Annotated in this window: 18 protein-coding genes and 2 pseudogenes; 16 read left to right on the top strand and 4 right to left on the bottom strand. The window is 66.2% G+C overall.

What is annotated here, in order from left to right; all coding sequences use genetic code 11:
- Positions 1-85: 85 nt before the first annotated feature.
- Both ACGFN2_RS04360 and ACGFN2_RS04355 read right to left on the bottom strand, forming a co-directional pair.
- Positions 86-658 (bottom strand): GNAT family N-acetyltransferase, encoded by a 573-nt coding sequence (locus ACGFN2_RS04360; protein WP_393357445.1) that lies wholly within the window; start codon positions 656-658, stop codon positions 86-88.
- 26 nt (positions 659-684) lie between these two features.
- Positions 685-2,070: a hypothetical protein gene (locus ACGFN2_RS04355; RefSeq protein WP_393357443.1), complete on the bottom strand. Its 1,386-nt coding sequence runs from the start codon at positions 2,068-2,070 to the stop codon at positions 685-687.
- A gap of 436 nt (positions 2,071-2,506) precedes the next feature.
- Here ACGFN2_RS04355 and ACGFN2_RS04350 point away from each other — a divergent pair, with 436 nt between their 5' ends.
- The 13 genes and pseudogenes from ACGFN2_RS04350 to ACGFN2_RS04290 all read left to right on the top strand — a co-directional run bounded on the left by ACGFN2_RS04350 (position 2,507) and on the right by ACGFN2_RS04290 (position 18,860).
- Complete coding sequence (locus ACGFN2_RS04350; RefSeq protein WP_393357441.1) at positions 2,507-2,881, top strand: ATP-binding protein; 375 nt, start codon at positions 2,507-2,509, stop codon at positions 2,879-2,881.
- A 56-nt stretch (positions 2,882-2,937) separates the two neighbouring features.
- Entirely contained in the window at positions 2,938-4,353 is a 1,416-nt protein-coding gene (locus ACGFN2_RS04345) for a protoporphyrinogen/coproporphyrinogen oxidase (RefSeq protein ID WP_393357439.1), read from the top strand.
- Positions 4,350-5,435 carry a hypothetical protein gene (locus tag ACGFN2_RS04340; protein WP_393357437.1) on the top strand — a complete coding sequence of 362 codons (1,086 nt, stop codon included), beginning with the start codon at positions 4,350-4,352 and terminating at the stop codon, positions 5,433-5,435. Before ACGFN2_RS04345 ends, ACGFN2_RS04340 begins: the two co-directional genes overlap by 4 nt.
- A complete protein-coding gene (locus ACGFN2_RS04335) occupies positions 5,432-6,007 on the top strand; it encodes a hypothetical protein (RefSeq protein ID WP_393357435.1) in 576 nt (191 codons plus the stop codon). Before ACGFN2_RS04340 ends, ACGFN2_RS04335 begins: the two co-directional genes overlap by 4 nt.
- On the top strand, positions 5,992-7,026 hold the full coding sequence (locus tag ACGFN2_RS04330) for a glycosyltransferase family 4 protein (RefSeq protein WP_393357433.1): 1,035 nt from the start codon (positions 5,992-5,994) through the stop codon (positions 7,024-7,026). Before ACGFN2_RS04335 ends, ACGFN2_RS04330 begins: the two co-directional genes overlap by 16 nt.
- Positions 7,023-8,615 carry a hypothetical protein gene (locus ACGFN2_RS04325; protein ID WP_393357431.1) on the top strand — a complete coding sequence of 531 codons (1,593 nt, stop codon included), beginning with the start codon at positions 7,023-7,025 and terminating at the stop codon, positions 8,613-8,615. The genes ACGFN2_RS04330 and ACGFN2_RS04325 overlap by 4 nt, the downstream gene beginning before the upstream one ends.
- Before the next feature lie 38 nt (positions 8,616-8,653).
- Positions 8,654-9,136, top strand: coding sequence for an NUDIX domain-containing protein (locus ACGFN2_RS04320; protein ID WP_393357429.1), 483 nt, complete (start codon positions 8,654-8,656; stop codon positions 9,134-9,136).
- Positions 9,126-9,929, top strand: coding sequence for a phosphotransferase family protein (locus ACGFN2_RS04315; RefSeq protein WP_393357427.1), 804 nt, complete (start codon positions 9,126-9,128; stop codon positions 9,927-9,929). Before ACGFN2_RS04320 ends, ACGFN2_RS04315 begins: the two co-directional genes overlap by 11 nt.
- A gap of 109 nt (positions 9,930-10,038) precedes the next feature.
- Positions 10,039-11,200, top strand: a pseudogene (locus ACGFN2_RS04310) (IS3 family transposase).
- 327 nt (positions 11,201-11,527) lie between these two features.
- Positions 11,528-13,003 carry an ATP-binding protein gene (locus tag ACGFN2_RS04305; protein ID WP_393357425.1) on the top strand — a complete coding sequence of 492 codons (1,476 nt, stop codon included), beginning with the start codon at positions 11,528-11,530 and terminating at the stop codon, positions 13,001-13,003.
- Positions 13,004-13,052: 49 nt separating this feature from the next.
- The gene (locus ACGFN2_RS04300; protein WP_393357423.1) at positions 13,053-15,842 is read left to right on the top strand and encodes a Z1 domain-containing protein; all 2,790 of its coding nucleotides are present in this window, start codon (positions 13,053-13,055) and stop codon (positions 15,840-15,842) included.
- Entirely contained in the window at positions 15,839-16,846 is a 1,008-nt protein-coding gene (locus ACGFN2_RS04295) for a PD-(D/E)XK motif protein (protein WP_393357421.1), read from the top strand. The genes ACGFN2_RS04300 and ACGFN2_RS04295 overlap by 4 nt, the downstream gene beginning before the upstream one ends.
- Complete coding sequence (locus tag ACGFN2_RS04290) at positions 16,839-18,860, top strand: AIPR family protein (RefSeq protein WP_393357419.1); 2,022 nt, start codon at positions 16,839-16,841, stop codon at positions 18,858-18,860. Before ACGFN2_RS04295 ends, ACGFN2_RS04290 begins: the two co-directional genes overlap by 8 nt.
- A 477-nt stretch (positions 18,861-19,337) precedes the next feature.
- On the opposite strand, the gene ACGFN2_RS04285 is transcribed toward ACGFN2_RS04290, so the two are convergent.
- Entirely contained in the window at positions 19,338-21,275 is a 1,938-nt protein-coding gene (locus ACGFN2_RS04285; RefSeq protein WP_393357417.1) for a DNA cytosine methyltransferase, read from the bottom strand.
- A gap of 404 nt (positions 21,276-21,679) precedes the next feature.
- On the opposite strand from ACGFN2_RS04285, the gene ACGFN2_RS04280 reads away from it, so the two are divergent.
- Together ACGFN2_RS04280 and ACGFN2_RS04275 are read left to right on the top strand one after the other, a co-directional pair.
- Positions 21,680-22,306, top strand: a complete 627-nt coding sequence (locus tag ACGFN2_RS04280) for a hypothetical protein (RefSeq protein ID WP_393357415.1) — start codon at positions 21,680-21,682, stop codon at positions 22,304-22,306.
- A 208-nt stretch (positions 22,307-22,514) separates the two neighbouring features.
- On the top strand, positions 22,515-23,450 hold the full coding sequence (locus ACGFN2_RS04275; RefSeq protein ID WP_393357413.1) for an HNH endonuclease: 936 nt from the start codon (positions 22,515-22,517) through the stop codon (positions 23,448-23,450).
- Between the two features lie 294 nt (positions 23,451-23,744).
- On the opposite strand, the pseudogene ACGFN2_RS04270 reads toward ACGFN2_RS04275, so the two are convergent.
- A pseudogene (locus tag ACGFN2_RS04270) lies at positions 23,745-23,891 on the bottom strand (site-specific integrase); the annotation flags it as partial.
- A 29-nt stretch (positions 23,892-23,920) separates the two neighbouring features.
- Between ACGFN2_RS04270 and ACGFN2_RS04265 the strand changes: the two are divergent.
- Positions 23,921-24,154, top strand: coding sequence for a hypothetical protein (locus tag ACGFN2_RS04265; protein ID WP_393357411.1), 234 nt, complete (start codon positions 23,921-23,923; stop codon positions 24,152-24,154).
- The last annotated feature ends 4 nt before the right edge of the window (positions 24,155-24,158 follow it).

Below are 24,158 nucleotides of genomic sequence, written 5' to 3'. Positions count from 1 at the left end.
AACGCGGTGCTGATGCATCGGCTATGACCGCATGCGTCGGTCATAGCCGGTGGGCGCTCTGCGCTTGGTCACGGCGTGGTGACTGTCATCCCTTGGTCGTCGCGGATCCGTCTGACTCCCGCCATTCGTGGTCCAGGACCGAGTACGTGATCGAGTCCCTCCACGCTCCTCGTACGAACACGTGCTCCCGAATGCGGCCTTCCTCCGTCATGCCGGCGCGTAGCAGGGTCTTGGCGGAGGCGGAGTTCAGCGGTGCGCGAGCGGCCCAGATGCGGTGCAGGCCAAGGTGATTGAAGCCGAGGTCGCACATGAGGTGAACGGTTTCGGTGCCCAGGCCCGCTCCCCATGTGTGGGGGCGCAGGGCAAAGCCGATGGTGGCGGCCTTCTGGGCGTGTGGGTCGAGCGCCAGGCGGGCGAAGCCCACCAGATCCCTTTGCTCTTGGCGGATCACGCCAAGGGCGTATTCGGTGCGGGGCTGCTCCCCGGAAGAGGCGATGGAGCGGGCGACGATCTCCCCGACCTGTTCACGGGTTCGGGGTTCGAAGCTCAGGTGGCGGGTGGCCTCGGCGTCGCCGTAGATGGCGTGTACGGCGTCCACGTCGTCGCTGGTGAGTTCGCGCAATTGGAGCCGGGGGCCTGCGATGTCGACCGGGTGCATGCTGGGGACCCTACTCGTGGGCGGTGTTACCTGGGCAGGGCGGCGACGGGGGCCGCGGTGAACGCCTCGATTTCCTCCCGTGCCACGCGGGCCTCGGGTGCGGTGAGCCACCGGGGATCACGCAGCGCGGTGTGGACCTGCCGCACCGAGGCAACGATGCCGTTGATGCGCTGATCGGCGGACAGGTCGAGAACGGGCCGCATGGCCTCATCGACACCGTCGAGGCTTCCGGCGTGGATGCGGGCGAGGGCAAGGTCGGTGTGGGCGCCGGCCTGGTCACCGAATGCCCATTCTTCGGGTTCCGCTTGGCGGTAGGCGGCGACGGCCGCTTCAGCCTGATGCTCCGCCTCGGGGGTGTTCGGCAGCCAGGCGGTGGCGTCGGCGGCGTAGTAGAGCTGGCGTGGTACGGGGAAGGTCATGATGCCGCCGAACTCGTCCAGGTCGTCGGGGGACGCCGCATCGCGGGCCCGTTCAGCATCTGCGAGGGATTCCCGTACGGCTGCCACATCGCCGAGTGCGGCTCCGGCACGGGCTTGCAAGCAAGACAGCCATACGGCGCTGGTGCCGGTTACGCCTGCCACCTGGGAGATGCCGAGGGCAGCGTATTTGGAGGCTTCCTGGTGTCGGCCGTCCCAGTAGGCGATCAGGGATTGCAGGCCGCGGACCCAGGCGCGCATGGCGTGGTGGTCGGCGTTGTCCGCGCACACGTAGGCGGTCCGGGCCTGTGTCATCGCCGATCGCGGGTCGCCGAGGTCGTGGCTGGCCTTGGCGAGCATGCCGGAGGTGATGGCGGAGAGCAGGTACAACTCGCGGGCCTGGCCAGGGCGGACATGGCCGTGTTCGAGGAAGCGGAAGGAGAGGTCCTGGATTTCGACGAGGTCTCCTAGGAGTGGGACAAGTGGCAGCCGTGGATAGGCGGCGGCGAGACGACGTACCTCCTGGTGTAGCTCGTCCAGGGTCTCGGGGCCGACGTTGCTGCCTTCTGCCATCGCGCTGAAGCGGAATGCACGACGAGCTGCCATGGCGACCTGCCTCTCTAACGTGTCCCGGCCGGCGCTGTCGCCTGGAACGGGTCTGTTGGTGAACTCGATGCCGTCGAAGCCGCTGTCCCCTTCGCTGGGTTCGAGCGAGGGCGACGGCGACGGTGTCGGCATGACGAGCCGAAGTTGGGGAGCGGCATCGACTGCGGCACCGCCCTCGCCCGCTGGACCGAGCAGGACGTCGACGGGATATCGGAACATTGCCTCCAGTACCCGGCACAAGGCCGGGTAGGGGCGGGTCTTCACCTCGCCCCCGTACCACCGCTCAAACTGCCGCTTGGACACCGTCAGGCCGACAAGCATCGGATCACGGTCCTGTTCGGCGAGTTCGTTGGCAGTGCGCTCGAAGTGAAGCTTGAAGGTCTCGAACACCTGCCAGTGGCGCCTGGTGATCAATGTCCGTAGAAGAGTGGGCCTTTGAGCCATCAATCCCCCGATGGGTTCCGGTCGGCTCGTCGGTTCGACGGTAGCCCCGCAATGCCGCCATACGGGAGTAAGAGCTGCCGTGTGCGAGGAGATGACGGTGGAGACGGCGGCAACGTGACGGTACCCATGTCGTCCACTTCGCCAAGCCCGAATCAGACGTCGGCACTCATGTCGTGGTGAGGCGTGCCGCTTGGACGTCAGGCTCGATGCCCGCCCTGAAGGCGAGCGACGAGGTGGTGTTCCGGCAATGCCAGCAGCAGGAGACAGCGCGATGTGGCGACAGGCAGAGCCCCGTACCGGGATTCGGAGCGCGGAGGCGACTTGGAGCGACAGCGGCCCGCCCCTGCGGCGCGAGCGGACCTTCTCTCCACACGGCTCGTCCGTGAGTGAGGCACGGAAGTTCGCCGTCGAGGCTCTGTCGGCTTGGGGAGTCCGGGACCGCCTCGATGACGTGTGTCTGTGCCTGTCAGAGGTCGCCACCAATGCGCTCGTACATGCAGGCCCGCCCAGCTTCGGATTTCGGGCACGGCTAGCCATCAGCGGATCGGTGGTTCGGCTGGAGGTCCACGATCAGGATGCGGACCGGCCGCATCGGCAGCATCCGCGCCTTGATGACACCTCGGGTCGCGGCCTGCTCCTGGTGGACGAACTGTCCGATGGGTGGGGCGTGGACGAGCAGCACGGCATCGGCAAGACCGTCTGGATCACCTTCAAGATCACTGCCCCCAAGCCTCGCACGCCCAAAGGCGAGATCTGACGGGGATGCGACCTGTTCACACCGATCACGAACGCCCATACAGAAAGGCGGAATCCATGCCCAAAGCCCAACATTCCTTATCCGGCCGGATCGTCATCCTCGGTGCCGGCCCCTGCGGACTGGCATGCGCGAACGAACTGGACCGTCTCGGCCACCGCAACTGGACCCTGCTGGAGGCGGCGCCCACTGTCGGGGGGCTGGCGTCATCCGTGGTCGATCGTGCCGGCTTCACCTGGGACCTGGGTGGCCACGTGGTCTTCTCCCACTTCGGAGAGTTCGACCGGCTCCTGGGCGAGCTCTTCGCCCCGCATGAACTGCTGCACCACGACAGGTCCTCGTACATCCGATTCCGCGACCATTGGGTGCCTTACCCCTTCCAGCAGCACCTCCACTGCTTGCCGCAGGCCGACGCCGAAGCATGCCTGGTGTCGTTGACCCACGCCTGCCAACAGCGCGAACAGACCCTGCCGACCGACACCGACTTCGCGACGTGGCTACAGACCCAGTACGGAAGCGGCCTCGTCGAGCGCTTCTTCGCCCCGTACAACACCAAGGTCTGGGCGATCTCACCAGAGAGAATGAGCGCGGGCTGGGTCGCGGAGCGAGTGGCACCGGTCGACCTCGACGAGATCCTGGCAGCCTTCTACGGCGTCAAAGCCCCCGCACCGAAGTGGGGGCCGAACTCCACGTTCGCCTTCCCCTCCGTCGGGGGGACTGGAGAGATCTGGCGACGACTGGGCGCCCGCCTTGGCAACCGAGTCCGTACCCGAGCCCCGGCCACGTCGATCGATCCGGGCGCCTGCCTCGTGCGACTGGAGAGCGGTGAGGCGGTGCCTTACGACCAGGTCGTGGCCACCTTGCCATTGGACCGACTCGCCGCCATGACGACGACGAGCCCACCCGACGTACGGGAGGCGGCCAGCCGGCTGAAGCACACCACCGTCGCCATGGTCGGCCTCGGATATCGAGCCCCCACCCTGGACGAGCGGTCATGGTTCTACTTCCCAGAGGACGACGCGCCGTTCTACCGCGCCACCAACTTCAGCAAGTACGCGCCTGGCAACGTCCCCGGCGCCGACACCACCGCCTTCAGCTCATGGATGACGGAGATCTCCGTGATGCCCGGGCCTCGTGTCAACCAGCGTGCCCTGGTGAAAGCCGCCGATGCTGCGCTGCGGCGACATCGCCTGGTCCCCGGGCTGGCCGAGCTGGCCACAGCCCATGTGGAGATGATCCCGTACGCCTACCCGATCCCCACGTTGGACCGGGACGAGGCGCTGGCGTTGACGGTGCCGTGGCTGGAAGGCCAAGCGATCTACCCTCGCGGCCGGTTCGGCACCTGGCGGTACGAGATCGGCAACATGGACCACGCGGTGAAGATGGGCGTCGATATCGCACGCCGCCTGGTCACGGGCGCCACCGAGGAGCTTCTCAGCAGCCAGGACGCGGTTCCCGCGGGGAGTCGCTCATGACCACCACCACGACGACGTCGGTCACCTTCGCCGGACACGTCTTCGATGTCGAGGTGGACCAGGACTTCGCCGTCGAACAGCGCACTCACCTGCACAGCTTCGTCCCCGAGGCCGCGCTGGCTCCACCCTGTGGTCGGCTGACCAGCATCCGTATCCGCCACAACCGTGAGCTGTTCGTAGACCGGTCCGCCCGCCTCCAGACGGTGCAAAGCCGGTGCGTCGAGCCGTTCCGCGGCGAGCCGTACCTGCGGTCGCGCGTGGGTGACGTGGACTGGTGGCACCCCCATCCCCGCTCGCACCTGTCCCAGGACCATCTCTATGCGCACGACTCCACCGGGCGCCTGCACATCGTCCTCCACCCTGATGCACATCGTGGAGAGCGCTATCTGCTGCGCATCGTCCGGGAAGTCGTGATGCGGTGCGGCGAAGACCGTGGCTGGACCGCGTTCCATGCCGCCGCGGCGTCCATCGACGGAAACGGGGTGCTCATCGCCGGACCCACCACAGCCGGCAAGACCACCGTGCTCGCCGCTCTCGCCTGCCACCGCCGAGCGGACCTGGTGGCCTCCGATCGCGCGATGCTCACGCAGAACGCGGCCGACGTCATCGGTGTCCCACTGTCCATCCGCATCGCGGGAGGCACACTGTCGGCTCTGACGCCGCGCGAGGCCCTGCCACCGCACCGGGTGCTCCCTCGCACGTTCGGTACGGATCAGAAGGCGAGCTGCACGCCGCGGGATTTCGCCGCCGCCTTCGCAGCCCAGGTCCGCGAGGGCGTTCCACTGCGCCTCGTGCTTCTGCCACGGCTTCGCGACGATGACACCCCGCTCAGCATCCAGGGGCTGCACGGCGAAACCGCCCGTGCCGAGCTGGCCGCCGCGTGCTGTACCCCGGACGACGAGGACTGGCTTCACCCATGGTTCGTCTGTCGGGGCCGGTCGGTGGAGGGACTGCGCGCTCAGGCCGGTCAGGTGCTGGACGACCTGGCCACGAAAGTCCCGGTGTTCAGGGTCACCGCCGGTGTGCGTACTCCCCACTTGCTGGAACGCCTCGCCGACACCGTTGCCAGGAGGCTCTCGTGATCCCGAAGCGCATCGCTGTTGTAGGTCCCGTGGCCTCTGGAAAATCGACCATCGCCGCCGAGATCGCCGGTCACACGGGACTGCCTCACCTGGACCTCGACAACCTGTTCTGGGGAGCCGGCTGGACACCCGTCGACGCCGTGACCTTCCAGAACCGGGTCAGGGAAGCGCTCGGCGCAGAGACCTGGATCGCCGACGGCAACTACAGCGGGCCTGTCGGCGAGACGCTTCTGAGGCACGCCGAGCTGGCGATCTGGCTCGACCTCCCCCTGCGCACCTGCCTGTCCCGACTGCTCAAGCGCTCATTACGGCGAGCTGCCCGTGGTGAGGAGCTGTTCGCCGGCAACCGGGAGACCTTCCGGCATCTGTTCGCCCGGGACTCGATTCTCCTCTGGGGCCCGGCCCATCACCGCCAGCACCGCCGTCGCTGGCACCACCACCTCGGCCCCAGCAAGCCCCATGAGCTGCCCGTGCTGCACCTCACCAGATCCACGGCAGTTGCGCCGGCACTCCGAGCCATGAGTCTGCTGCCCCCAGCCGCGAGGGCGCTGGCACCGTGCCGCACACCGTGATCGCCTCGGCCGTCCGCGTCCCCTGGCACAGCCACCATGGGGGCTACGACCGACTCCTTGACTACCTGCCGGAAGCCGCGCGCATCACCCCGCCACGGGGAATCACCTGCCAGAAGATCGCCACTGCCGCCCATCACTGGCTTCGCCGCCGCTGCCCCCTGCCGTTCTACCCAGCCGAACACTTCGCCACGGATGCACGCGTCCTCGCCAGACGCGGGCCCGCCCACATCCTCTACGGCGACGAACAGTTCTGGTTCTCCCGCCACCGACCGGGCCCGACCGCCGTCACCTATCACCAGCCACCCGCACACCTGGCCCGCTTCATGCCGACCACGAACTGGCGGCGGCTCGCCGCCCACGCAAGCCAGATCATCGCCCTCGCCCCCGACCAGCTGGCTTTCTTTGCCAACCACCTGTCCGAGGAGCGCGTGCACCTGATCCCGCACGGCATCGACACCGCCGCCTTCGCGCCGTCAGGAGTCCCGAAGCCCGGCGGCCGACCATTGATCCTGACTGTGGGCTGGTGGCTGCGCGATTGGGACGTCCTGGACACGGTCCACGACCAGCTCCATCGACGGCACGGCAACGACATCGAGCTCGCCGTCGTCACCCGTCAGGCCGACCGGCGCACCTGGCACCCGGCCGTGCGCGTGCTGGAAGGAATCAGCGAACTCACCCTCACCCAGCTCTACCGCCAGGCCACGGCCGTCTTCCTCCCCCTGACGGACGCGACCGCCAACAATGCCCTCCTGGAAGCCCTGGCCTGCGGAACCCCGGTAGTCGCCACCGACACCGGAGGCATCTCGTACTACACGGGCCACGGCTCGGCCGCCTCGCTCACACCGCCCAGTGACGCAGCTGCCGCCGCCGAAGCCGTCGAAACCCTCATCGGCGAACTCGGAACCGCAGCCCACGCTGCACGACGTGCCGCGGCCCGGGAGCGCGCCGAGCTCTTCGCCTGGCCGCGCATCGCCGATCAAGTTCGCTCCGTCTACCGCCTGCTGGAGGACGAACGATGATGCTGGCCGACCTGTGGCTCCACTACGCCGTTCCCGTCCTGCTCGTGCTCCTGCTGGCCCGCGGGCTCTGGGCACTCGTCGCAGTCGAACTCTGCGCCCGTTGGCTGCTGGGCAACGCACGCCGAGACCCCGTCTCGACCGACGAGGACCGGCCGTGGCTGGTGGTCCTGCTGCCCATGCTCCGCGAGCAAACCCTTGCCCCCGAGACGATCGCCGCCTTCACGGCCCTCGACTACCCACGAGAACGTGCAGTGGTCGTCGCCATCACCACCGAACGAGAAGAGAACGCCCGTCGGCGCGACCGTGGTCGCCTTCGGGCACTGGCGGACACCAGCTGCCTCACCGAGGCGCAACTGCGCGGGGCATTCCCCCGCGCCCGCTGCGGCGACGTCGCTGACGAGGTCAACGCCGCGCCCAGGGAGAAGCGCCTCCCCCTTCTCGCCGAGCTGTACGACTCAGAGCCCACGACACGCGAAGCTGTCGCCGCCCTTGCCCAAAACCAGCGAGCCGTCGGACTGCGTCTGGTACACCTGCACCAACCTGACACCGGCGGCCGCAAGGCCGGACAGCTCAACCATGCCGTCGACCGCCTCGGCGAGATCCTCGGCCCCCTCGGCTGGCACGACGAGAACGACGTGGACAACACCTTTCTCTGCGTTTACGACGCCGACGCCATCCCGGACGTCCGTACGCTGACCGCCTTCGCCGAGACGGCTACTCGCCACAGGGCGCTCACCGGCCGGCCGCCGGCTCTGATCCAGCAGCAGCGACTGCCACTGCTCGGCCGCCGTCCCTTTCCGTCTGGCGGCACCGGCTTGTTTCTGGCGGGGGAATGGCTGTACCAGCTCCGCCGCTCACTCGGCATCGAACTCGCCCGAATCCGCCTGACGCACTGGCTCACCACCACCCAAGTCCCGCGCCTCGTAAGGACGCTGCTGCGGCCCATGATCTACGGCGTCGGCTGTGGCATGACCGTCCACCTGCCGACCGTGCGTACCCTCGGTGGCTTCCCCGAACCGATGGAGGATCTCGGCACCGGCCACCGCCTCTCCCTCCTCGGTGCCGACATCGCACCCGCCCCCGTCGCCGTCCTGGACGAGCTCTATACCGAGCCACACGGCCTGACCAACCTCCACGCCCTCGCCTTCCACACGTCAGCCCGACCGGACCGCCATGCGAAGGCCGTCGCTCACCTGCCAAGCGCTCTCACTCGCATCGGTAAGGCGCTCTTGGTATTCCGGGAATGGAGCGACGAGGCCGCCTGGGTTGCTGGCGCCCCGCTGATCGCCGCCGCGATCGTCTCCGCCTGGTGGGCCGGTCCGCTGTGGTCCGCGCTTGCCCTCACGGGCGTCATGCTGCATGGCCCCGTCCTGACCGCCCGACTCATCGGGCTGGCCCCTGCCCTCCATGCCGCGGTCGTACCCCCAACCGGTCGCATCGCTGCTGCCCCATGCCCTACACGTGGCCGCCGAGCAGGGTTGATCGCAAGCAGTCCCGCCCAACCGTTCATCCGTCTCGTCGGCCCCTGGTGGATGATCTTCCGCCGCATCACCGGACACGCGACCACCTTCGGCAAGACTGAGCGCTGAAGCACCACCCAATCCGCATCAGGAAGTTGGACCAGCAAGTGACTGAATTCGCCACCCCCGAAATTCGTACCTCTGCCAAAGCCGTTGTCCTCCATGACGACCAGATCCTCCTCATGCGTGCCGTCTGGGAGGACCAGGAGTGTTACTTCCTCCCTGGAGGCGGACAACACCCCGGAGAGAGTCTCGGCGACGCCGTCGCCCGCGAAGTCGACGAGGAAACCGGCCTGAGCGTCACCGTCGAGCGGCTGCTGTGGCTCCGTGAATACATCGGCGCCAACCACGACCACCCCGAAAGCGAAGCCGACACCCACCGCATCGAAGCGATCTTCCTGTGCACCCCCACCAGCGATCCCGGCAAGCTCGGCGGCCATGCCCAGGACGAGGTGCAGACCGGCCTGGAGTGGGTACCGCTGGGCAAGGTCCCTGCCCTCAACCTGCTGCCGCAGGCCATCCGCCAGCCAATCGCCTCCCTCACGGAGACGCCCAAGCCCCCCGGCACCTACCTCGGCGATGTCGCCTGACAGCGCTATGGACGGTATCGACGGCCGCGTCCCACCAAGCGCCCGCGAGATCACCACCGGCCAGGCCAACCGGGTCTGGTCGGTGGAAGGACCGACGCAGTACATCCTCAAGCACTACGGCGACCCGAGCCGCGCCGCCAACGAAGCCGCCGCTCTCCGGCTCCTGACCAGCCACCGTGCCCCATGCCCACAGCTGCTCGCCGCGTCCAGCGGCAGCAGCACCCCTTCATGGACCGCACAGGCCGCACTACACGCGAAGCCTGTGCCCATCGACCGGTTCCTGGTAGACCTCACCGAACCGCTGGCCGCCATCCACCGCATCCCCGGCACACACTTCGGCCGCCTCGCCGGCGCTCGACAGCACCACAGCTGGACCGACTACCTCCACGACCGCCTGCGCATGTACGCGGCATCCGCCCCGTCCCTACGCGCCGTGGCCCGACTCCTCCACCAAGAAGTCGACGCCAGCGACAACGCCATCCAGCCAGTGCTGCTCCATCACGACCTGCAGCCGGGCCACCTCCTTCGGGAACCCGCGGGTTCCCGTCTGCTCATCGACTGGGAGCTGGCCATCTTCGGCGATCAGCGGTCCGACCTTGCTCGCCTCGCCGTACGTCTCGGCCTCGACGACCCCACGCCCGTATTCGCTCTCGCCAGTCAGCCCGGCGCCACAGCCGAAGGCCGACTCCATCTGTACTGGCGCATCCACCTGCTCGCCGACGCCGCACTGAGCACAGACCGCGTCGTACGGGAACGGGCAGCTGGGAGGCTACCTGGCTCGAACGTCACGTAGCTGATGGCGACTACCGAGCCGCTAGTGCCGCTGGTGGACTGGGTCTGATGCACGATCGGGTGCCATCTGAACTGGCTTGCCCTGTGGGGCAGGTGGGAAGGATGTCGCTGTGCCCAAGCCTTATTCGGAGGAGTTCCGTCAGAACGTCGTGCGGGTCGCGAGGAATCGCGGGTCGGGTGTGACGGTCGAGCAGGTGGCCACTGACTTCGGAGTCCATCCGATGACGTTGTGGAAGTGGATGCGTCGCGCGGACATCGACGACGGGAGCAAGCCCGGAACGACCAGCCAGGAGAGCGCAGAGCTTCGGCAAGCGCGTCGGCGGATCAAGCTGCTGGAGCAGGAGAACGAGGTCCTGCGGCGGGCTGCGGCCTATCTGTCGCAGGCCCATCTGCCGGGAAAAGGATCTACCCGCTCGTGAAGGAGCTGGCCGGGGACGGGGTGCCCGTCACGGTTGCGTGCCGGGTGCTGAAGCTCGCCAGGCAGCCCTACTACCGCTGGCTGGACCAGCCGGTGACCGGTGCCGTGCTGGAGGAGGCGTATCGCGCGAACGCGCTGTACGACGCGCACCGTGACGACCCGGAGTTCGGCTACCGCTTTCTGGTCGACGAAGCGCGGGGCGCCGGGGCCGTGATGGCGGACCGGACCGCGTGGCGGATCTGCCGGGACAACCGCTGGTGGAGCGTGTTCGGCAAGAAGCGCGGCAGGGGCAAGAAGGCTGGCCCGCCGGTGCACGACGACCTCGTCCGCCGTGACTTCACCGCAACCTGTGCGAACCGGCTGTGGCTTGCCGACATCACCGAGCACGCCACTGGCGAAGGCAAGCTCTACCTCTGCGCGATCAAGGACGCCTTCAGCAACAGGATCGTGGGCTACTCCATCGATGCGCGGATGAAGTCCCGCCTGGCTGTGGCCGCCCTGGAGAATGCCGTGGCCCGGCGTGGAGGCGTCGACGGCTGCATTCTGCACAGCGATCGCGGATCGCAGTTCCGCTCCCGGAAGTTCGTCCGGGCGCTCGACCGCCACCGGATGGCCGGATCGATAGGGAGGGTCGGAGCTGCCGGCGACAACGCGGCCATGGAGTCCTTCTTCAGCCTGCTGCAGAAGAACGTCCTCGATCGCCGGCTCTGGGCCACCCGCGAAGAACTCCGGATCGCGATCGTGACCTGGATCGAGCGGACCTACCACCGACGCCGCAGACAAACGTCGCTCGGCCGACTGACACCCTCGAATTCGAGACCGTCATGACCACGTCGGCCCTCCAGGCCGCGTGACCGAACCTGTCACCCGAACCTGCATCAGACCCCAGGTCAGTTGCTGTCCCGTTGCTGCTTGTTCTATCTGAGCAGCATCTCTAGGCCACCCCAGCTGGCTCAGCGTCATGCAGCGAAGCTGGCGGACGCCCTCCACAGAGATCGCCTACACCCGAGAAGCGCCTTTCGGTACCATGCTCCAAACGGGGGGAATCGGCTGGCGCGTGACGAGTGGCAGCGTACTCATCACACAAGGCCCGACAAGTCCTGCCACATGCCGCTCTGCGGAGCGCACAGATGAATCGACCGCACAGGACTGACCGGGCGCACCGGGTACGGAGCGTGAAGATGGACTTTGATGTCGCCGCTCCCGACCCTGCTGGCATGGTGGCGTCGCTCAGTTCACTCGGCTACTCGCTTCCCGCTGCCGTCGCAGATCTCGTGGACAACAGCGTCTCGGCAGAGGCCAAGAACATCGACGTCGATTTCACCTGGGACGGACACAGCTCCTGGATCGCTGTGACGGACGACGGCAGGGGGATGACGGAGCACGATCTGGTGACCGCCATGACGGTGGCGGCGCGAGGCCCGTCCGCCGAGCGGAGTGCCACGGATCTCGGCCGTTTCGGAGTGGGGCTGAAGTCCGCCTCCTTCTCCCAGTGCCGCAAGCTCACCGTTGCCACGGTCAGGGACGGGGTCTGGCACATTCGGACATGGGACCTCGGTGTGGTGGAGCACTACAAGGAGTGGCGGCTTCTCCGTGACCCCGGCGATACGACCATGGCTCTCCTACGCCGGATTGCGGGAAGCACGCAGCATGGAACCGTCGTCCTGTGGGAGCAGCTCTCTGGCTACCACAACTCGCCAGTGACCAGCGACGACGAAAGGACGCAGACCGAGTTCTATGCGGAGGCGGAGCGTACCGAAGCCCACCTCTCGATGGTCTTCGCCCGTTTCCTGCAGCCCCCTGCCCGGTGCCGGATCCGAGTTCGCGGCTTCGACGTCTCCCCGTGGGACCCGTTCCTGTCCACGCACCCGTCGGTACAGCGGATCCCCTGGGAGCCCCTGCCACTTGGTTCGAAGTCGGTGCGAGTGGAGCCCTTCGTCCTCCCCACGGCACAGCGTCTCTCGGAGGACGAGTACGAGTCGGCTGCCGGCCTCAGCGGATGGCTGGGGCAGCAGGGGTTCTACGTCTACCGCCGTGACCGCCTGATCCTGTCCGGTGACTGGCTGGGGATACGTGGCCTGCGGCGCGAGGAGAAGTACAACCTCGCGCGGATCGCTGTGGACATCCCTGCGGAGGCTGACGTCGACTGGGGCGTGGACGTGCGCAAGGCGAGCGTGGTTCCTCCTGTCTCCTTACGTCGTCACCTGGAGAGGATCGCCAGGTACACCCGCGAGGCGGCCTCCCGTTCCGCACGACAGCGTGGTCAGGTGGTGTCGCGGGCGCACGGTGACCCGCTGAAGTTCGCCTGGAACGTGAAGCGTCAGGACGGCCGCATCCTCCTGCGTATCAACAGAAAGCACCCTTTGGTGAAGGCAGCGCTGCACGACCCGGGCGGCACCCCGGACGTCGTCCGCACGATGCTCCGTCTCCTTGAGGAGACGGTCCCAGTCACGGCGCTCCGCATGCTCCACGAGACCGACACGGTCGATGACCCTGAACCCTTCGGCGGCCCGGGGCCAGCCGCTCCGGAGACCATCGACGTCGCCCGCCAGGTGTACGAAGCACTCCTAGGGCAGGGCCGCTCCCCTGAAGACGCCAGGGAAGTACTCACCTCCATGCCTCCCTTCGACGAGCAACAAGGCTTCTGGAACTCCTGACCCACCTGGTAGTCCCCACTCCGAACCGACCCGGCCGCTGGAGGTCGCTGTGAGCACCACCCCCGAAGACAGTCTCGAGAAGGCCGAGCAGACCGCGGTGCTGCTCCTGCCAGGTGAACGCCTTGCAACGCCGGCCGAGGTGGACTTCGCGGTGAACACCGCGGTCAGCATCCTCGCTGCCCAGGGGATCACCGTGGAGCGGGATCAGGTGCGGAAGGTGCTCGAGGCCCGGGCTTCCGTGTTCCAGGCCGATTCCTCCGCGATGAAGAACGACGAGGGGCACGTGCCCTGGCTCGCCGACGCGAAGGCCGACCGGAAATGGGACTTCTGGGACCGCTACCGGCGCTACCTCCTGAGCGTCTCCAAGCTCCCGACGCAGGTCGTGCGCCGTCTCGACCAGAGCACCGACGACGTTCTTGGTGAGCTGGAAGACCCTCAGCGGGAAGGCACCTGGCGCCGGACCGGGCTCGTGATCGGTCAGGTCCAGTCTGGCAAGACTGGGCAGTTCATCGGGCTCGCTGCGAAGGCAGCCGATGCCGGCTACAGGCTCATCGTGGTGTTCGCAGGGATCCACAATGACCTGCGCAGCCAGACTCAGCTCCGTATCGACGAGGGGCTCCTCGGGTTCGACACCCAGTACCAGTTCCGCTCGGACGACGACGCGCATCGTCATATAGGTGTCGGCGCGATGTCGCACGGCAAGCGTCTGAAGGCCGCGTCGCTCACCACCAGCCACGAGAAGGGGGACTTCTCCCGGAAGACTGCGGTCTCCGCGAATGTCCCGGTGGGCAGCGTTCCGGTGGTCCTCGTGGTCAAGAAGAACCGTCGGATCGTCGACAACCTGCGTGACTGGGTGATCGACAACCACGGCGTGGAGGATCCGGAGACCGGCCGGATGGTCGTTCCCGACCTTCCCTTGTTCGTTATTGACGACGAGGCTGACAACGCCGGGGTGAACACCTCCAAGGACCCCGACACCAAGCCGTCAGCGATCAACAAGTCCATCAGGCGGTTGGTCAACAGCTTCACGAAGGCGTCCTACGTCGGCTACACCGCGACCCCCTTTGCGAACATCTACATAAACCCCGATACCGACCACGACGAGCTGGGCCCCGACCTCTTCCCCGAGAGTTTCATCCGCACCCTTCGCGCGCCGTCCAACTACCTTGGCCCCGAGCGTCTCTTCGGTCTGCAGACTGATGGCGACGAGGAGGACATCGAGTCGCTGCCACTCATAAGGCACATCAAGGACACGGACCTCTGGGTGCCGGACAAGCACAAGTCCTACCATCAGGTTCCCGATTTCCTGCCCGAGTCGCTACAGCGCGCCATCCGATCCTTCGTCCTGACCTGTGCGGCCCGCCGAGCGCGCGGGCAGGTCGCAGTGCACAACTCCATGTTGGTGCACGTGACTCGCTTCACCGCCGTGCAGCAGCAGGTTCGGGACCTGATCGACGCTCACGTGCGTCTGCTCTTCGACGTTCTCCAGGACCGGTTCAGCAGTGCCCGCGAAGAACTCGAGGAAGAGCTGCGGCAGCTCTGGGAGGAGGACTTCGTTCCCTGCACAGAGGAGATGACCGGGAGCAGGCTCGACTGGGAGGACGTCGAGAGCCATCTCCACGCTGCCCTCGCGAAGATCACCACCATGGCCGTCAACGGTGCAGCGAAGGATGCTCTCCAGTACTACGAGCGCCGGGAGACCGGCCTGTCGGTCATTGCCGTAGGGGGCGAGAAGCTATCCCGCGGTCTGACCCTCGAAGGGCTGTCGGTCAGCTACTATCTGCGAGCCTCCAAGACGTACGACACTCTGCTTCAGATGGGCCGCTGGTTCGGCTACCGCCCTCGCTACGAGGACTTGTGCCGGCTGTACACGACACGCAAGCTGCAGCGCCAGTATGCCGAGATCACTGCGGCCACTGACGAACTCCGGCGCGACGTCGAGGAGATGTCCGGGGTGGGGCTCACCCCCCGAGAGTACGGTCTCAAGGTCAGGACCTCGTCGCTCGGCCTCGGCATCACGGCCTCCAACAAGATGAGGCAGGGCACGCGTGTCCGCCTCAGCTACTCAGGTGAGCTTCCCGAGACGACCATCTTCGACCTCTCCGAGAAGGTGGTTCGTAACAACTACGAGCTCCTCGAGTCGTTCGTTGCGCGCCTCGATGCGCTCTCCGCCGGGAAGGTGGATGAGCGGAGCGGGAGCATCGCCTGGAGTGGTGTCGCAGCCTCAGACGTCACTGAGGGTTTCCTTGACTCCTACCTTACCGATCGGCAGGCCCAGCGGGTGCGGCCGGCCTTCATCGCTGAGTACGTACGTCAGTGCGCCAGGCAGGGTGAGCTGGGCAACTGGACGATCCGCCTCGCCAGCCGACTGCCGGAGGGAGAGCCGGTCGAGGTCGCAGGGCATTCCGTCGGCCTCATCACACGCAGTCACTCCAAGTCATCGGAGGCCGTTACCGGCCGCCACACGATCAAGCGCGTGCTCAGCCCCGCAGACGAGCTCTTCGACCTGACCGAAGAACAGTTCGACCGTGCGCTCAAGGCAACGAAGGAGGCCGCGAAGGGGAAGCTCAACAGGAAGGGGGAACCGCTCGATCCGGATACCCCGCGCGGTCGGCCTCTGCGTCACCAGCGTCGCTCTGACCAGCCATTGCTTCTGCTCTATCCCCTCAGCCCTGCCGAGGTGGCCAAGTCGTCGGGGAACCTCGAGCCGGTCGCTCCGCTGGTCGGCTTCGCCATCAGCTTCCCGTTCTCGCACCAGCAGTTGAAGACCGAGTACGTGGTGAACGACATCTGGTTCAAGCAGGACATGGAGTTCGACGACTTCGAGGACGAAGAGTGATCGACGAGAGCGTGTGGCAGGAGCTGGAGGCCCACCAGCAGACTCCGGGTAGGTCCACCCGGCGGCTCCACCCCGACTCCCCGCACGACATCCAAGTGTCGGTGACGCACCCTGCCCTCCGCCGGATGCTGCTGCTCGGCACCGACGCCAGGGCCGCCGACACCATACGTAAGGAGGTCAACGAACTACCGGCTACCCGTGGCCTGCAGCTGAACATGTCGTCGGTGTCCGGCAACCACTACGAGCTCCAGGTCATGCTGACCGACGACGAACTCAGGGAGGTGTTCACCCCGCTCGTCTCCGACATCGCAGAGGTGGTGCGGGACGCGCCGACGGCCGGGACGGCGGTGGAGGCCGCGGTTCGCCGGTACGTCCGGTGGCAGCAGCTGCTGCGTTCCGTGTCGCGCACGGGACTGTCCCGAGAGGCCCGGTGCGGCCTCTTCGGCGAACTTCACTTCCTCCTCGAGTACGTGCTGACGGTTGTCGACCAGCACTCAGCCGTCAGCTCCTGGACCGGTCCACGACAGACGAACCAGGACTTTCAGCTGCCCGGCGCCGCGGTTGAGGTGAAGGCGACCACGGCCCGCTCTCCCCGGACGGTCCAGATCGTGAGCGAGCGGCAGCTGGACACGGCCGACTCGACGCCCCTCGCACTGGCCCAATTCGTCCTCGACGACCGGCAGCGGGGGCTCGGCATGACTCTGAACGCCTTGGTGGACGAGATACGGGCCCGCCTGACCTCGCCGTCCGCCTCCCAGCGCTTCGAGGGTCTGCTGGTCCAGGCCGGCTACCTGCCGAACCAGCGGGACCTTTACGACCACGATCGCTACACCCTGCGTCGCAGTGAGTTCTGGACGGTCGGGGAGGGTTTCCCTCGGATCGTTGAGGCCGAACTGCCCGTCGGGGTCAGCAACTGCACCTACACCATCGATGTGTCGGCCCTCGCCACCCACAGCGTGACCGGCGAAACACTGGTCGACTTGATCCGAGGAACCCATGGCTGAGCACGACCTCCACGAGTATTCACGAGCGCTGGTCGCGGACATCCAGGCGCTGACGGACGCCGAGGTCGGCTCGATCCCAAACACGTTCACCCAGCACGTACTCGAGATCCTCGAGGAAGCCGGTGTCGCCACAGACGCCGCACTCGCGTACCACTCCACCCCCCGGGGGCTGGAGATCTACGGCTACGGCCTGCCCGAGGACGGGTCCAGCCTCGACCTCTACACCACGGACTTCAACCTGACCCCGTTGAGCAGCAAGTTGACCAAGGCCGAGTCCGACAGGCTCTTCCGCAGGCTGTTCGCGTTCTTGGGCAAGCACGAGGCCATCCGCCTCAACCAGGAAGACAACACCGACGTTCACGACATGTGCGTTGGTGTGGAGAAGGCGCTGCTGAACGTTCCGAAGATTCGCCTCTTCCTCCTCAGCAACCGGGTCAGCACGACTAGCGCCCCGGAGCCCAGGGAGTTCGAGGGGATCACCGTCACCCACGAGCTCTGGGACCTCGCTCGGCTCCACAGGCACGAGACCTCCGGGAGTATCGGCGAGCCCATCAAAGTGACCTTCGAGCGACCTCTTCCCTGTCTGGCGGCTCACAGCGACGAGCCGAACTACTCGGTCGTCCTAGCCGTGATTCCCGGTCGGCAGCTGGCTGAGCTGTACAAGGAGCACCGGACCAGGTTGCTCGAACTGAACGTCCGCTCCTTCCTCCAGACCCGCGGTGCTGTGAACAAGGGCATCCGCGACACCTTGCTGAACGCTCCGGGCCGCTTCCTCGCGTACAACAACGGCGTGACCGCCACCGCCTCGGACGTGGACTTCGAGATCGACGAGGCCGGCAGTCCCGTCGCCATTAGGAGCATGACCGGCCTCCAGATCGTCAACGGCGGCCAGACCACCGCATCTCTGCACCACGTCCTGACTCGCGACAAGCGGGACTTGGATGGGGTCCATGTGCAGATGAAACTCACGATCGTCGATCCCGCGTACCTGTCCGAGATCGTTCCGAGGATCTCCCGGTACTCCAACACCCAGAACAAGGTGACGTTGGTCGACTTCAGCTCGAACCACGAGTTCCACGTCGCCTTTGAGCGTGTCTCTCGCAGCCTGTGGGCTCCTTCGACCGACGGTAGCGGTCAGGAAACGCGATGGTTCTACGAGCGGGCACGGGGCCAGTACACCGACAAGTCCGCCGAGTACGAGACCCGCGCCGCCCAGCGCAAGTTCAAGCTGATCACGCCAAGTGGGCAAAGATTCAGCAAGTCCGACCTGGCTACCTTCGTGCACTCATGGGAGCAGCTCCCGTACTGGGTGAGTCGGGGTGCCCAGAAGAACTTCGCCCACTTCATGGAGCGGATCGAGAAGTCCGATCCCGTCGTTGACGTGCAGTACTGCAAGCGCGCCATAGCCACCGCCATCCTGTTCCAGGCCGCCGATCGGATTGCCCGCGTGCACTCTGCCGGCAGCCACAAACGGCTGATCACAACGTACACAGTCGCCCGGCTCTCGCTCGCAGCCGAGAAGAGGATCGACCTCGACAGGATCTGGAGCGAGCAGGGCACCACGGACGCCCTGAGGGACGCCCTCGACGGACTCTGTCCCTTGGTCATGGAGACGGTGATCTCCGGCGACAGGCACGTGTCGGAGTGGGCGAAGAAACCCGACTGCTGGGATGAGGTGTCCCGCATCCCGTGGACACTCCCCGACGCGCTGGCTGCCGAGCTCACGGCCGAGCCCTTCGAGATCGCCTCTCCCGAGAGCACCGAGTCCGACGAGGCCGAAGCCGCCGTCGAGGACATCCCCAGCGAGGAGTGGCGGGCTCTCGCGGACTGGGCCCGCGAAGGCCGGTTCCTGCGCTCCGTCGACAGGCAGCTCGCCGACCGTGTCGCACAGCGTCTGTCCCAGGGACGACGGGTCATCGGGGCCCAGGCCAGGCAGGCGATGGAAGTCTATGAAGGTGCCCTGCAGCAAGGATTCCACCCCGTGCCCTTCGCCCTCGACCACGAGACGGCGTGAGCGTGGCAGTCCCGGAACAGCTGGGGCTGCCGACACAGGGGTCCCTCGCCCCGACCGGTCGCTACCGCGGAAGGGGAGCATCTTCGTGGCCGATGGGTGAGGGATACCAAGGCCGGGGGCGCTCAGGAAGGCAGTGCACGGGCTGGGCTTAAAGTTCCGCCTCAGCGGAAGGTGGCGCCACGACGTACGACCGACTTTGTGCTTCCCCGGTACCGCGTTGCCTCTTCGTCGACGGTCGCTTCTGGCACGGCTGCCCCGATCACGCTCCCAAGGAGTTCCGAGGGCCGAACGCTGCTCTCTGGCAGGAGAAGACCCAGACGAGCAGGGAACGGGACCAGCGCAACACGGCGCTGGCCCCGGCCGCCGGCTGGACCGCGGCGCTGATCTGAGAATGCGAGATCCGTCGAGATGTTGAGGGAGCCGCGAAGCGGGTGGCGGAGATCACGGACGCGATCGGAGCGGAACCTCGCCGATCCGCTACCCCTGGGTGACGGCCAGAGTTAGCAGGTCGTCGGACAGGTTCTCCCGGCTCAGACAGTGGGCGACGAGCGGGCACTCTGAACACACGGGTTGGTCCTCCCTGCACAGGCCCGCACCGATGAGTCGAATGGCTGCCATGCGCAGGGGTGCATCCTCGCCCGCGCCCACGAGCTTCACCAGGTTGACGCGGCCATCGCTGAGGCGGTTTGCATGATCCGTTTCAACACCGTTCACGCGAGCCGCGACCCGAAGCGTGCTCTGGCCGACCAGCATGAGGTCCTCCCCGATCAGCAGTCGATAGAGGGACGTCTCGGCTGGCTTCATGGTCAGCTTGGCGGGTACGTCGAACCGCTTTTTCCACTGCCAGTCGTAGGGCTTGTCCACCAGTGGTGCCATGCGGTCCACGCGGGCCCGGACGGACGCCGTGGGTGCCGCGTTGCCCAGCTTCTCGAACAGCGTCGCGGTGAGCGTCTTCGACCTTCTGACGGTGGTCATCAACTCCGCCATTGCGGCCGGCTTGATCTTCGCGCCGGAGAGTATGGCGACCACGGCGGCGTGAAGCGGTACCGGCTCCTCGCAGGGAAGCTGATACCAGTCTCCGCCATCAAGCCTGCGGTTCGCCCACTGCGTGAGGCCGTTCCTGACCTCCCGCCAACGAGGCTGAAGCCCTGCAGCCTCCATAGCGGCGTCACCAACAGGCTTCAGTACCTCGGCAGCAGCCTCTCCCAGTAGCGGGGGCACGGCGTTCCCGATCTGCCGGAAGGCATCGCTCCGGGTACCGGCGAAACGGAAGTGGTCCGGAAAGGTCTGAACGCGTGCCGCCTCCCGCACGGTGAGGGTCCGCAGCTGCTTCGGGTGGATGTACCAGTAGCCGTCCTTGGCGATGTGGGCGGTGATCGTACGGCTGAGTTCGCCCCACGCCAGCTTCTTGTACTTGTCCGTGTACTTCTTCGCGTTGTACCGCTGGTACTTCTTCTCGTCGCCGGTCAGCTTCTCCTGGAGATCCGAGTACTTGGTGTCGGACTCCATGACCTCGAAGATCCGGTAGTCGTCCTTCCGGACCCTCCGGGTCATGTGGTCCCAGATCACCCCACGAGGTGCCTGTTCACGCATCTTCGTGGCGAAGGCGGACAGATTGCGAGGCTTCTGGTACTTGAGTTTCCTTTCTCCGACCCGTTCTGTGGGAACCACCTCCAGCTCGGGCAGGTCGCCTATGGCATCACGCAGGGTGGTGCGCTTGGGGTCGGGCTTCCGCCACGTGAAGTCGTCGACGTCCTTCCTGGCCAGGAGGATTAGACGCTTCCGGTGCTGCGGAACGGCGTAGTGCCATGCGTCAACGAGCCGCACCTGCGTCGCGTAGCCGAGATCCTCCAGCTCTTCTTCGATCGTCCTGACGACGAAGAAGTCATCGTGGAGCCCCATGTCGGGCACGTTCTCCATGAGAACTGCCCGCGGATTGATCCGCTTGACCATGTCCAGGTAAGCGCTCCACAGCTCCTTCCGGCGGTCCTCCGGGTCGCGGCCATGGTGCTTGACGAGGTCACGGATCTTGTTGCGGCCAGCCCTACTGAAGGGCTGGCAGGGAGGCCCTCCCGCCACAAGGTCAATCTTGGCGGGCTTGAGGATCTTCTCGAGCCTGTCGCGCTCGGAGGGGTCACCGAGGTCTATCTTCAGGCTGAGGCCCGGGAAGTTCGCCCTGTGAGTTTCCAGCGCACGCTCGTCGAAGTCCACAGCTGCCGCAGTGGTCCATCCCGCCCGCTCGACGCCGGCGCTGAGACCGCCGGCGCCAGAGAAGAGATCCACGGCCAGCCGCTTGCCCTTACCGAAGCCTTCCAGCCAGTCCTGGAAACCCTCCGGGGCGCAGCTGTTCTTGTTCGGATCCAGCTTGAGGTAGTCACTGCGTTCAAGAGGTACGCCGTAGTGCCCCTTCTTCACAGCACAACCCTTCGTACGCATGACATGAACGAGCACCAGGAGATCACAGACGCGCTGGTGGAAGCAATGATTCCGCCGAAGTGGACACCAGGAAAACCTGCTGCTCACCTGCCGTGGACCCCAAGTATCGCGGTCCTTGGGCCTCCAGGCCCCAGGTCCGAACCGACGCTCTGGTGGGCTCTTAGGCGACCAATCGTAATCGACCGAGAGGCCGTGATCCTCACCGGCTCAACGAGAAGGCCCGCCAGGGGAACACGTTCAAACGTTCTCCCAGCTGAGGCAGGTGCACCAAGCCTGGGGCTGCATGATGCCCGCCTTTCGCAGCGCCGGGTCAGCCCGAAGCCTGGGGAATCGAGGTGTCAAACAGCTCCCAGAGCCAGCCGCCTGTCGGACATGATGGGCACATGATCCCCGAGTTCGATGTAGAGATCAGCTATGACTACGAACTGGCCGATCTACGGACCGACTTGACGGCCGAGGAGGTGGCCACTGGGTTCGTCGACCACCACGACTACCAGTGTCTCGGTCTGCCCAGCTGGGAGGAAGCCGCAGAGTGCCTCGATAGGGAAGCCGAGATTCTGAAGCGGGCGGCCTGTTCGAGCGCGCCAGACGGCATCGAGGAGATTCTCAACGCGGTTGAGGAAGAGGGCGACGTGGAGTTCGCTGAACTTATGTCCGTCTTCCACTGGAACGACGTCGGAGTCGCCGGCGTGAGTCTCGCCCTCAGTGCAGCTCGGACAGCCACCTTCTACTCCTGCTCCAGCGGGCTCGCCAACCACCATGCCGAGTACCCGACGCTAGGTGTCGTCCCTGATGCAGAGCGCGCGGCTCGGATTGCCGAACTTGCGAGGCGCTCGGGCTGTGGAGTCGGTCAGCTATGGGGCCGCTGGTACCTGTATGCCAAGTCAGTGACCGCTTTCCACGCTCTTGGCCAGTCGATCCTGGAACACCGAGAAGCCTTTGACGCCCTGCCACAACCAACCTGGGTTCAAGGGCTCGAAGAGGAGCTTGAGCGCGTCAACGACCACTGACGGGGCGGTTCGGCCTCTCCAGCAGCCCAGCGCGTGCCGGGCGAGAAGAGCCGGATTGCGTGAGCGATCACGATCGGAAGGGGGTCGAACCCGCTGGATCGGCTTTCACGGCCGTGAGGGTGTCTTCCGTTTTCCTGGTTGGGTAGTCGCGAATCTTGGGCCAGAGAGAGGCTGTCCGGTTGAGGGCGAGGCGACTCGAGGGGGCGGAATGACCATTGCGTGGTTGGTGCTGGCTCTGGGCAACAGCCGGGAGCACGCTGGGAACGACGGCTATGACGACAGACCATCTCAGCACTACAGCTGGGACAGCACCGTTCAGAACCACGCCCGTGTGGCGGTGGGGGACGTGATAGCCCTGTGGGACAGGAAAGAGCTCATCGGCGTCTCGGTGATAGAGGCGATCGACACAGCGACTGCTGAGAAGGCGCTGTACTCCTGTCCGCAGTGCGGGAAGGCCGACATCAAGCGGCGTCAACGGGAGAAGCCAGCGTACCGCTGCGGCAAATGTGGGCACTTGTTTTCCGCCCCGCGCCAGAAGACTAGGCCAGTGACCACCTACCGGTCCGTGCACGGCAAGCGATGGATGAACGGTCGCGGTTTGCTCTCGGGCTCCGAGCTGCGGGCTCTTTGTGATGCACCGAGGTCGCAGCTGAGCATGCGCCCTGCGCGATGGGAGCGGCTGCAGCAGGCGCTTCTTGACGTCACCGGCCAAGCCAGCACGGTCAAGGACATAGCCGCAGCCACTCGCCTGGCTATAACGGGAGGCCACAGGGAGTCGCTGATGCGAGTACGCGTTGGCCAAGAGGGTTTCCGCAAACAGCTGCTGCGAGAGCAGGGCGAGACATGCGCTTTCACGGGCCCCACACCAGCTGCCGCCCTGGAAGCGGCTCACCTCTACAGCTACGCCGAGAGTGGTGAGCACCACGACTACGGCGGACTGCTGCTGCGACGTGACATCCACCGGCTCTTCGATCTTGGCCATGTCGCAGTGGACACTGCCTCCGGAACGCTCGATGTCGCCCCGAGCCTTCACCGCTATCCGTGCTACGCGCAGCTGCATGGCCAGCCCTTGGTGGTGCAGCTGCGACCAGAACACAGGGTCTGGCTCGATGCCCACTGGCTCAGCAAGCGACCGCGCGCGTGACAGGGGCGCCGCGCCGTACTGCTCGACGGCCTCGACCAGACGATGCCCAGTCTCATGCGTGAGCGACGCGTGAGCGGACCGCGCAGCACTCATTGGATTGGGCGTCAGACGCACGAGGTCGACAAGTCTCTGAGCAGCCAAAACAGGATCTGACGTGATCATCCGGCAGCACCCGTCACGATCTCGCACCCCCTCGTAATGCGTAGGTCTCGGGTTCGAATCCCGAAGGCGGCTCCGTGAAAACCCCAGGTCGCGTAGCTCGTGACCTGGGGTTTTGTCTTGCTCGGGACATGGCGCTTCGGCGGCGTCCTTGGCGACCTGCGGGAAGACGCTCTGGTAGATGTCCCGCGTGATCCGGGTGTCGCTGTGCCCAAGGGTGTCGGAGACGGCCTTGACGCCGGCGGCGAGCGTGAGCGTAACTGCGCCATGGCGGAGATCATGCTACCGATGATCCCGAGACGGGGCGCGGCATGGCACTCGTCGCCGCCCGCTCGGACCGGTGGGGCGTTCAGCTTCAGGCCGAGCGCAAGGTCACCTGGGTGGAACTCACGACCAGTCTGAGCACCCCGCACGGTCACAGCCGGAACGTGCATGTCTCAAGGGGCGAAAACGTCATCGGTTTCTTACGAAGTGCGGCAGCCTGTACGTCCCTCGACCGGGCCCAGTTGCGCTTCGAGGCGGACGCAGAGCGTATGGCGAAGTGAGCTA

The organism is Streptomyces sp. NPDC048612, from assembly GCF_043199295.1.
GTDB lineage: Bacteria > Actinomycetota > Actinomycetes > Streptomycetales > Streptomycetaceae > Streptomyces.
Note: the sequence above shows the minus strand (reverse complement) of the source record. Positions and strands in the feature narration are given on the sequence as shown.

Coding starts and splice junctions, on each gene's coding strand:
- ACGFN2_RS04360 (WP_393357445.1), bottom strand. CDS start 658: ATGCACCCGGTCGACATCGCAGGCCCCCGGCTCCAATTGCGCGAACTC.
- ACGFN2_RS04345 (WP_393357439.1), top strand. CDS start 2,938: ATGCCCAAAGCCCAACATTCCTTATCCGGCCGGATCGTCATCCTCGGT.
- ACGFN2_RS04340 (WP_393357437.1), top strand. CDS start 4,350: ATGACCACCACCACGACGACGTCGGTCACCTTCGCCGGACACGTCTTC.
- ACGFN2_RS04325 (WP_393357431.1), top strand. CDS start 7,023: ATGATGCTGGCCGACCTGTGGCTCCACTACGCCGTTCCCGTCCTGCTC.
- ACGFN2_RS04315 (WP_393357427.1), top strand. CDS start 9,126: ATGTCGCCTGACAGCGCTATGGACGGTATCGACGGCCGCGTCCCACCA.
- ACGFN2_RS04305 (WP_393357425.1), top strand. CDS start 11,528: ATGGACTTTGATGTCGCCGCTCCCGACCCTGCTGGCATGGTGGCGTCG.
- ACGFN2_RS04290 (WP_393357419.1), top strand. CDS start 16,839: ATGGCTGAGCACGACCTCCACGAGTATTCACGAGCGCTGGTCGCGGAC.
- ACGFN2_RS04280 (WP_393357415.1), top strand. CDS start 21,680: ATGATCCCCGAGTTCGATGTAGAGATCAGCTATGACTACGAACTGGCC.
- ACGFN2_RS04275 (WP_393357413.1), top strand. CDS start 22,515: ATGACCATTGCGTGGTTGGTGCTGGCTCTGGGCAACAGCCGGGAGCAC.
- ACGFN2_RS04265 (WP_393357411.1), top strand. CDS start 23,921: ATGGCACTCGTCGCCGCCCGCTCGGACCGGTGGGGCGTTCAGCTTCAG.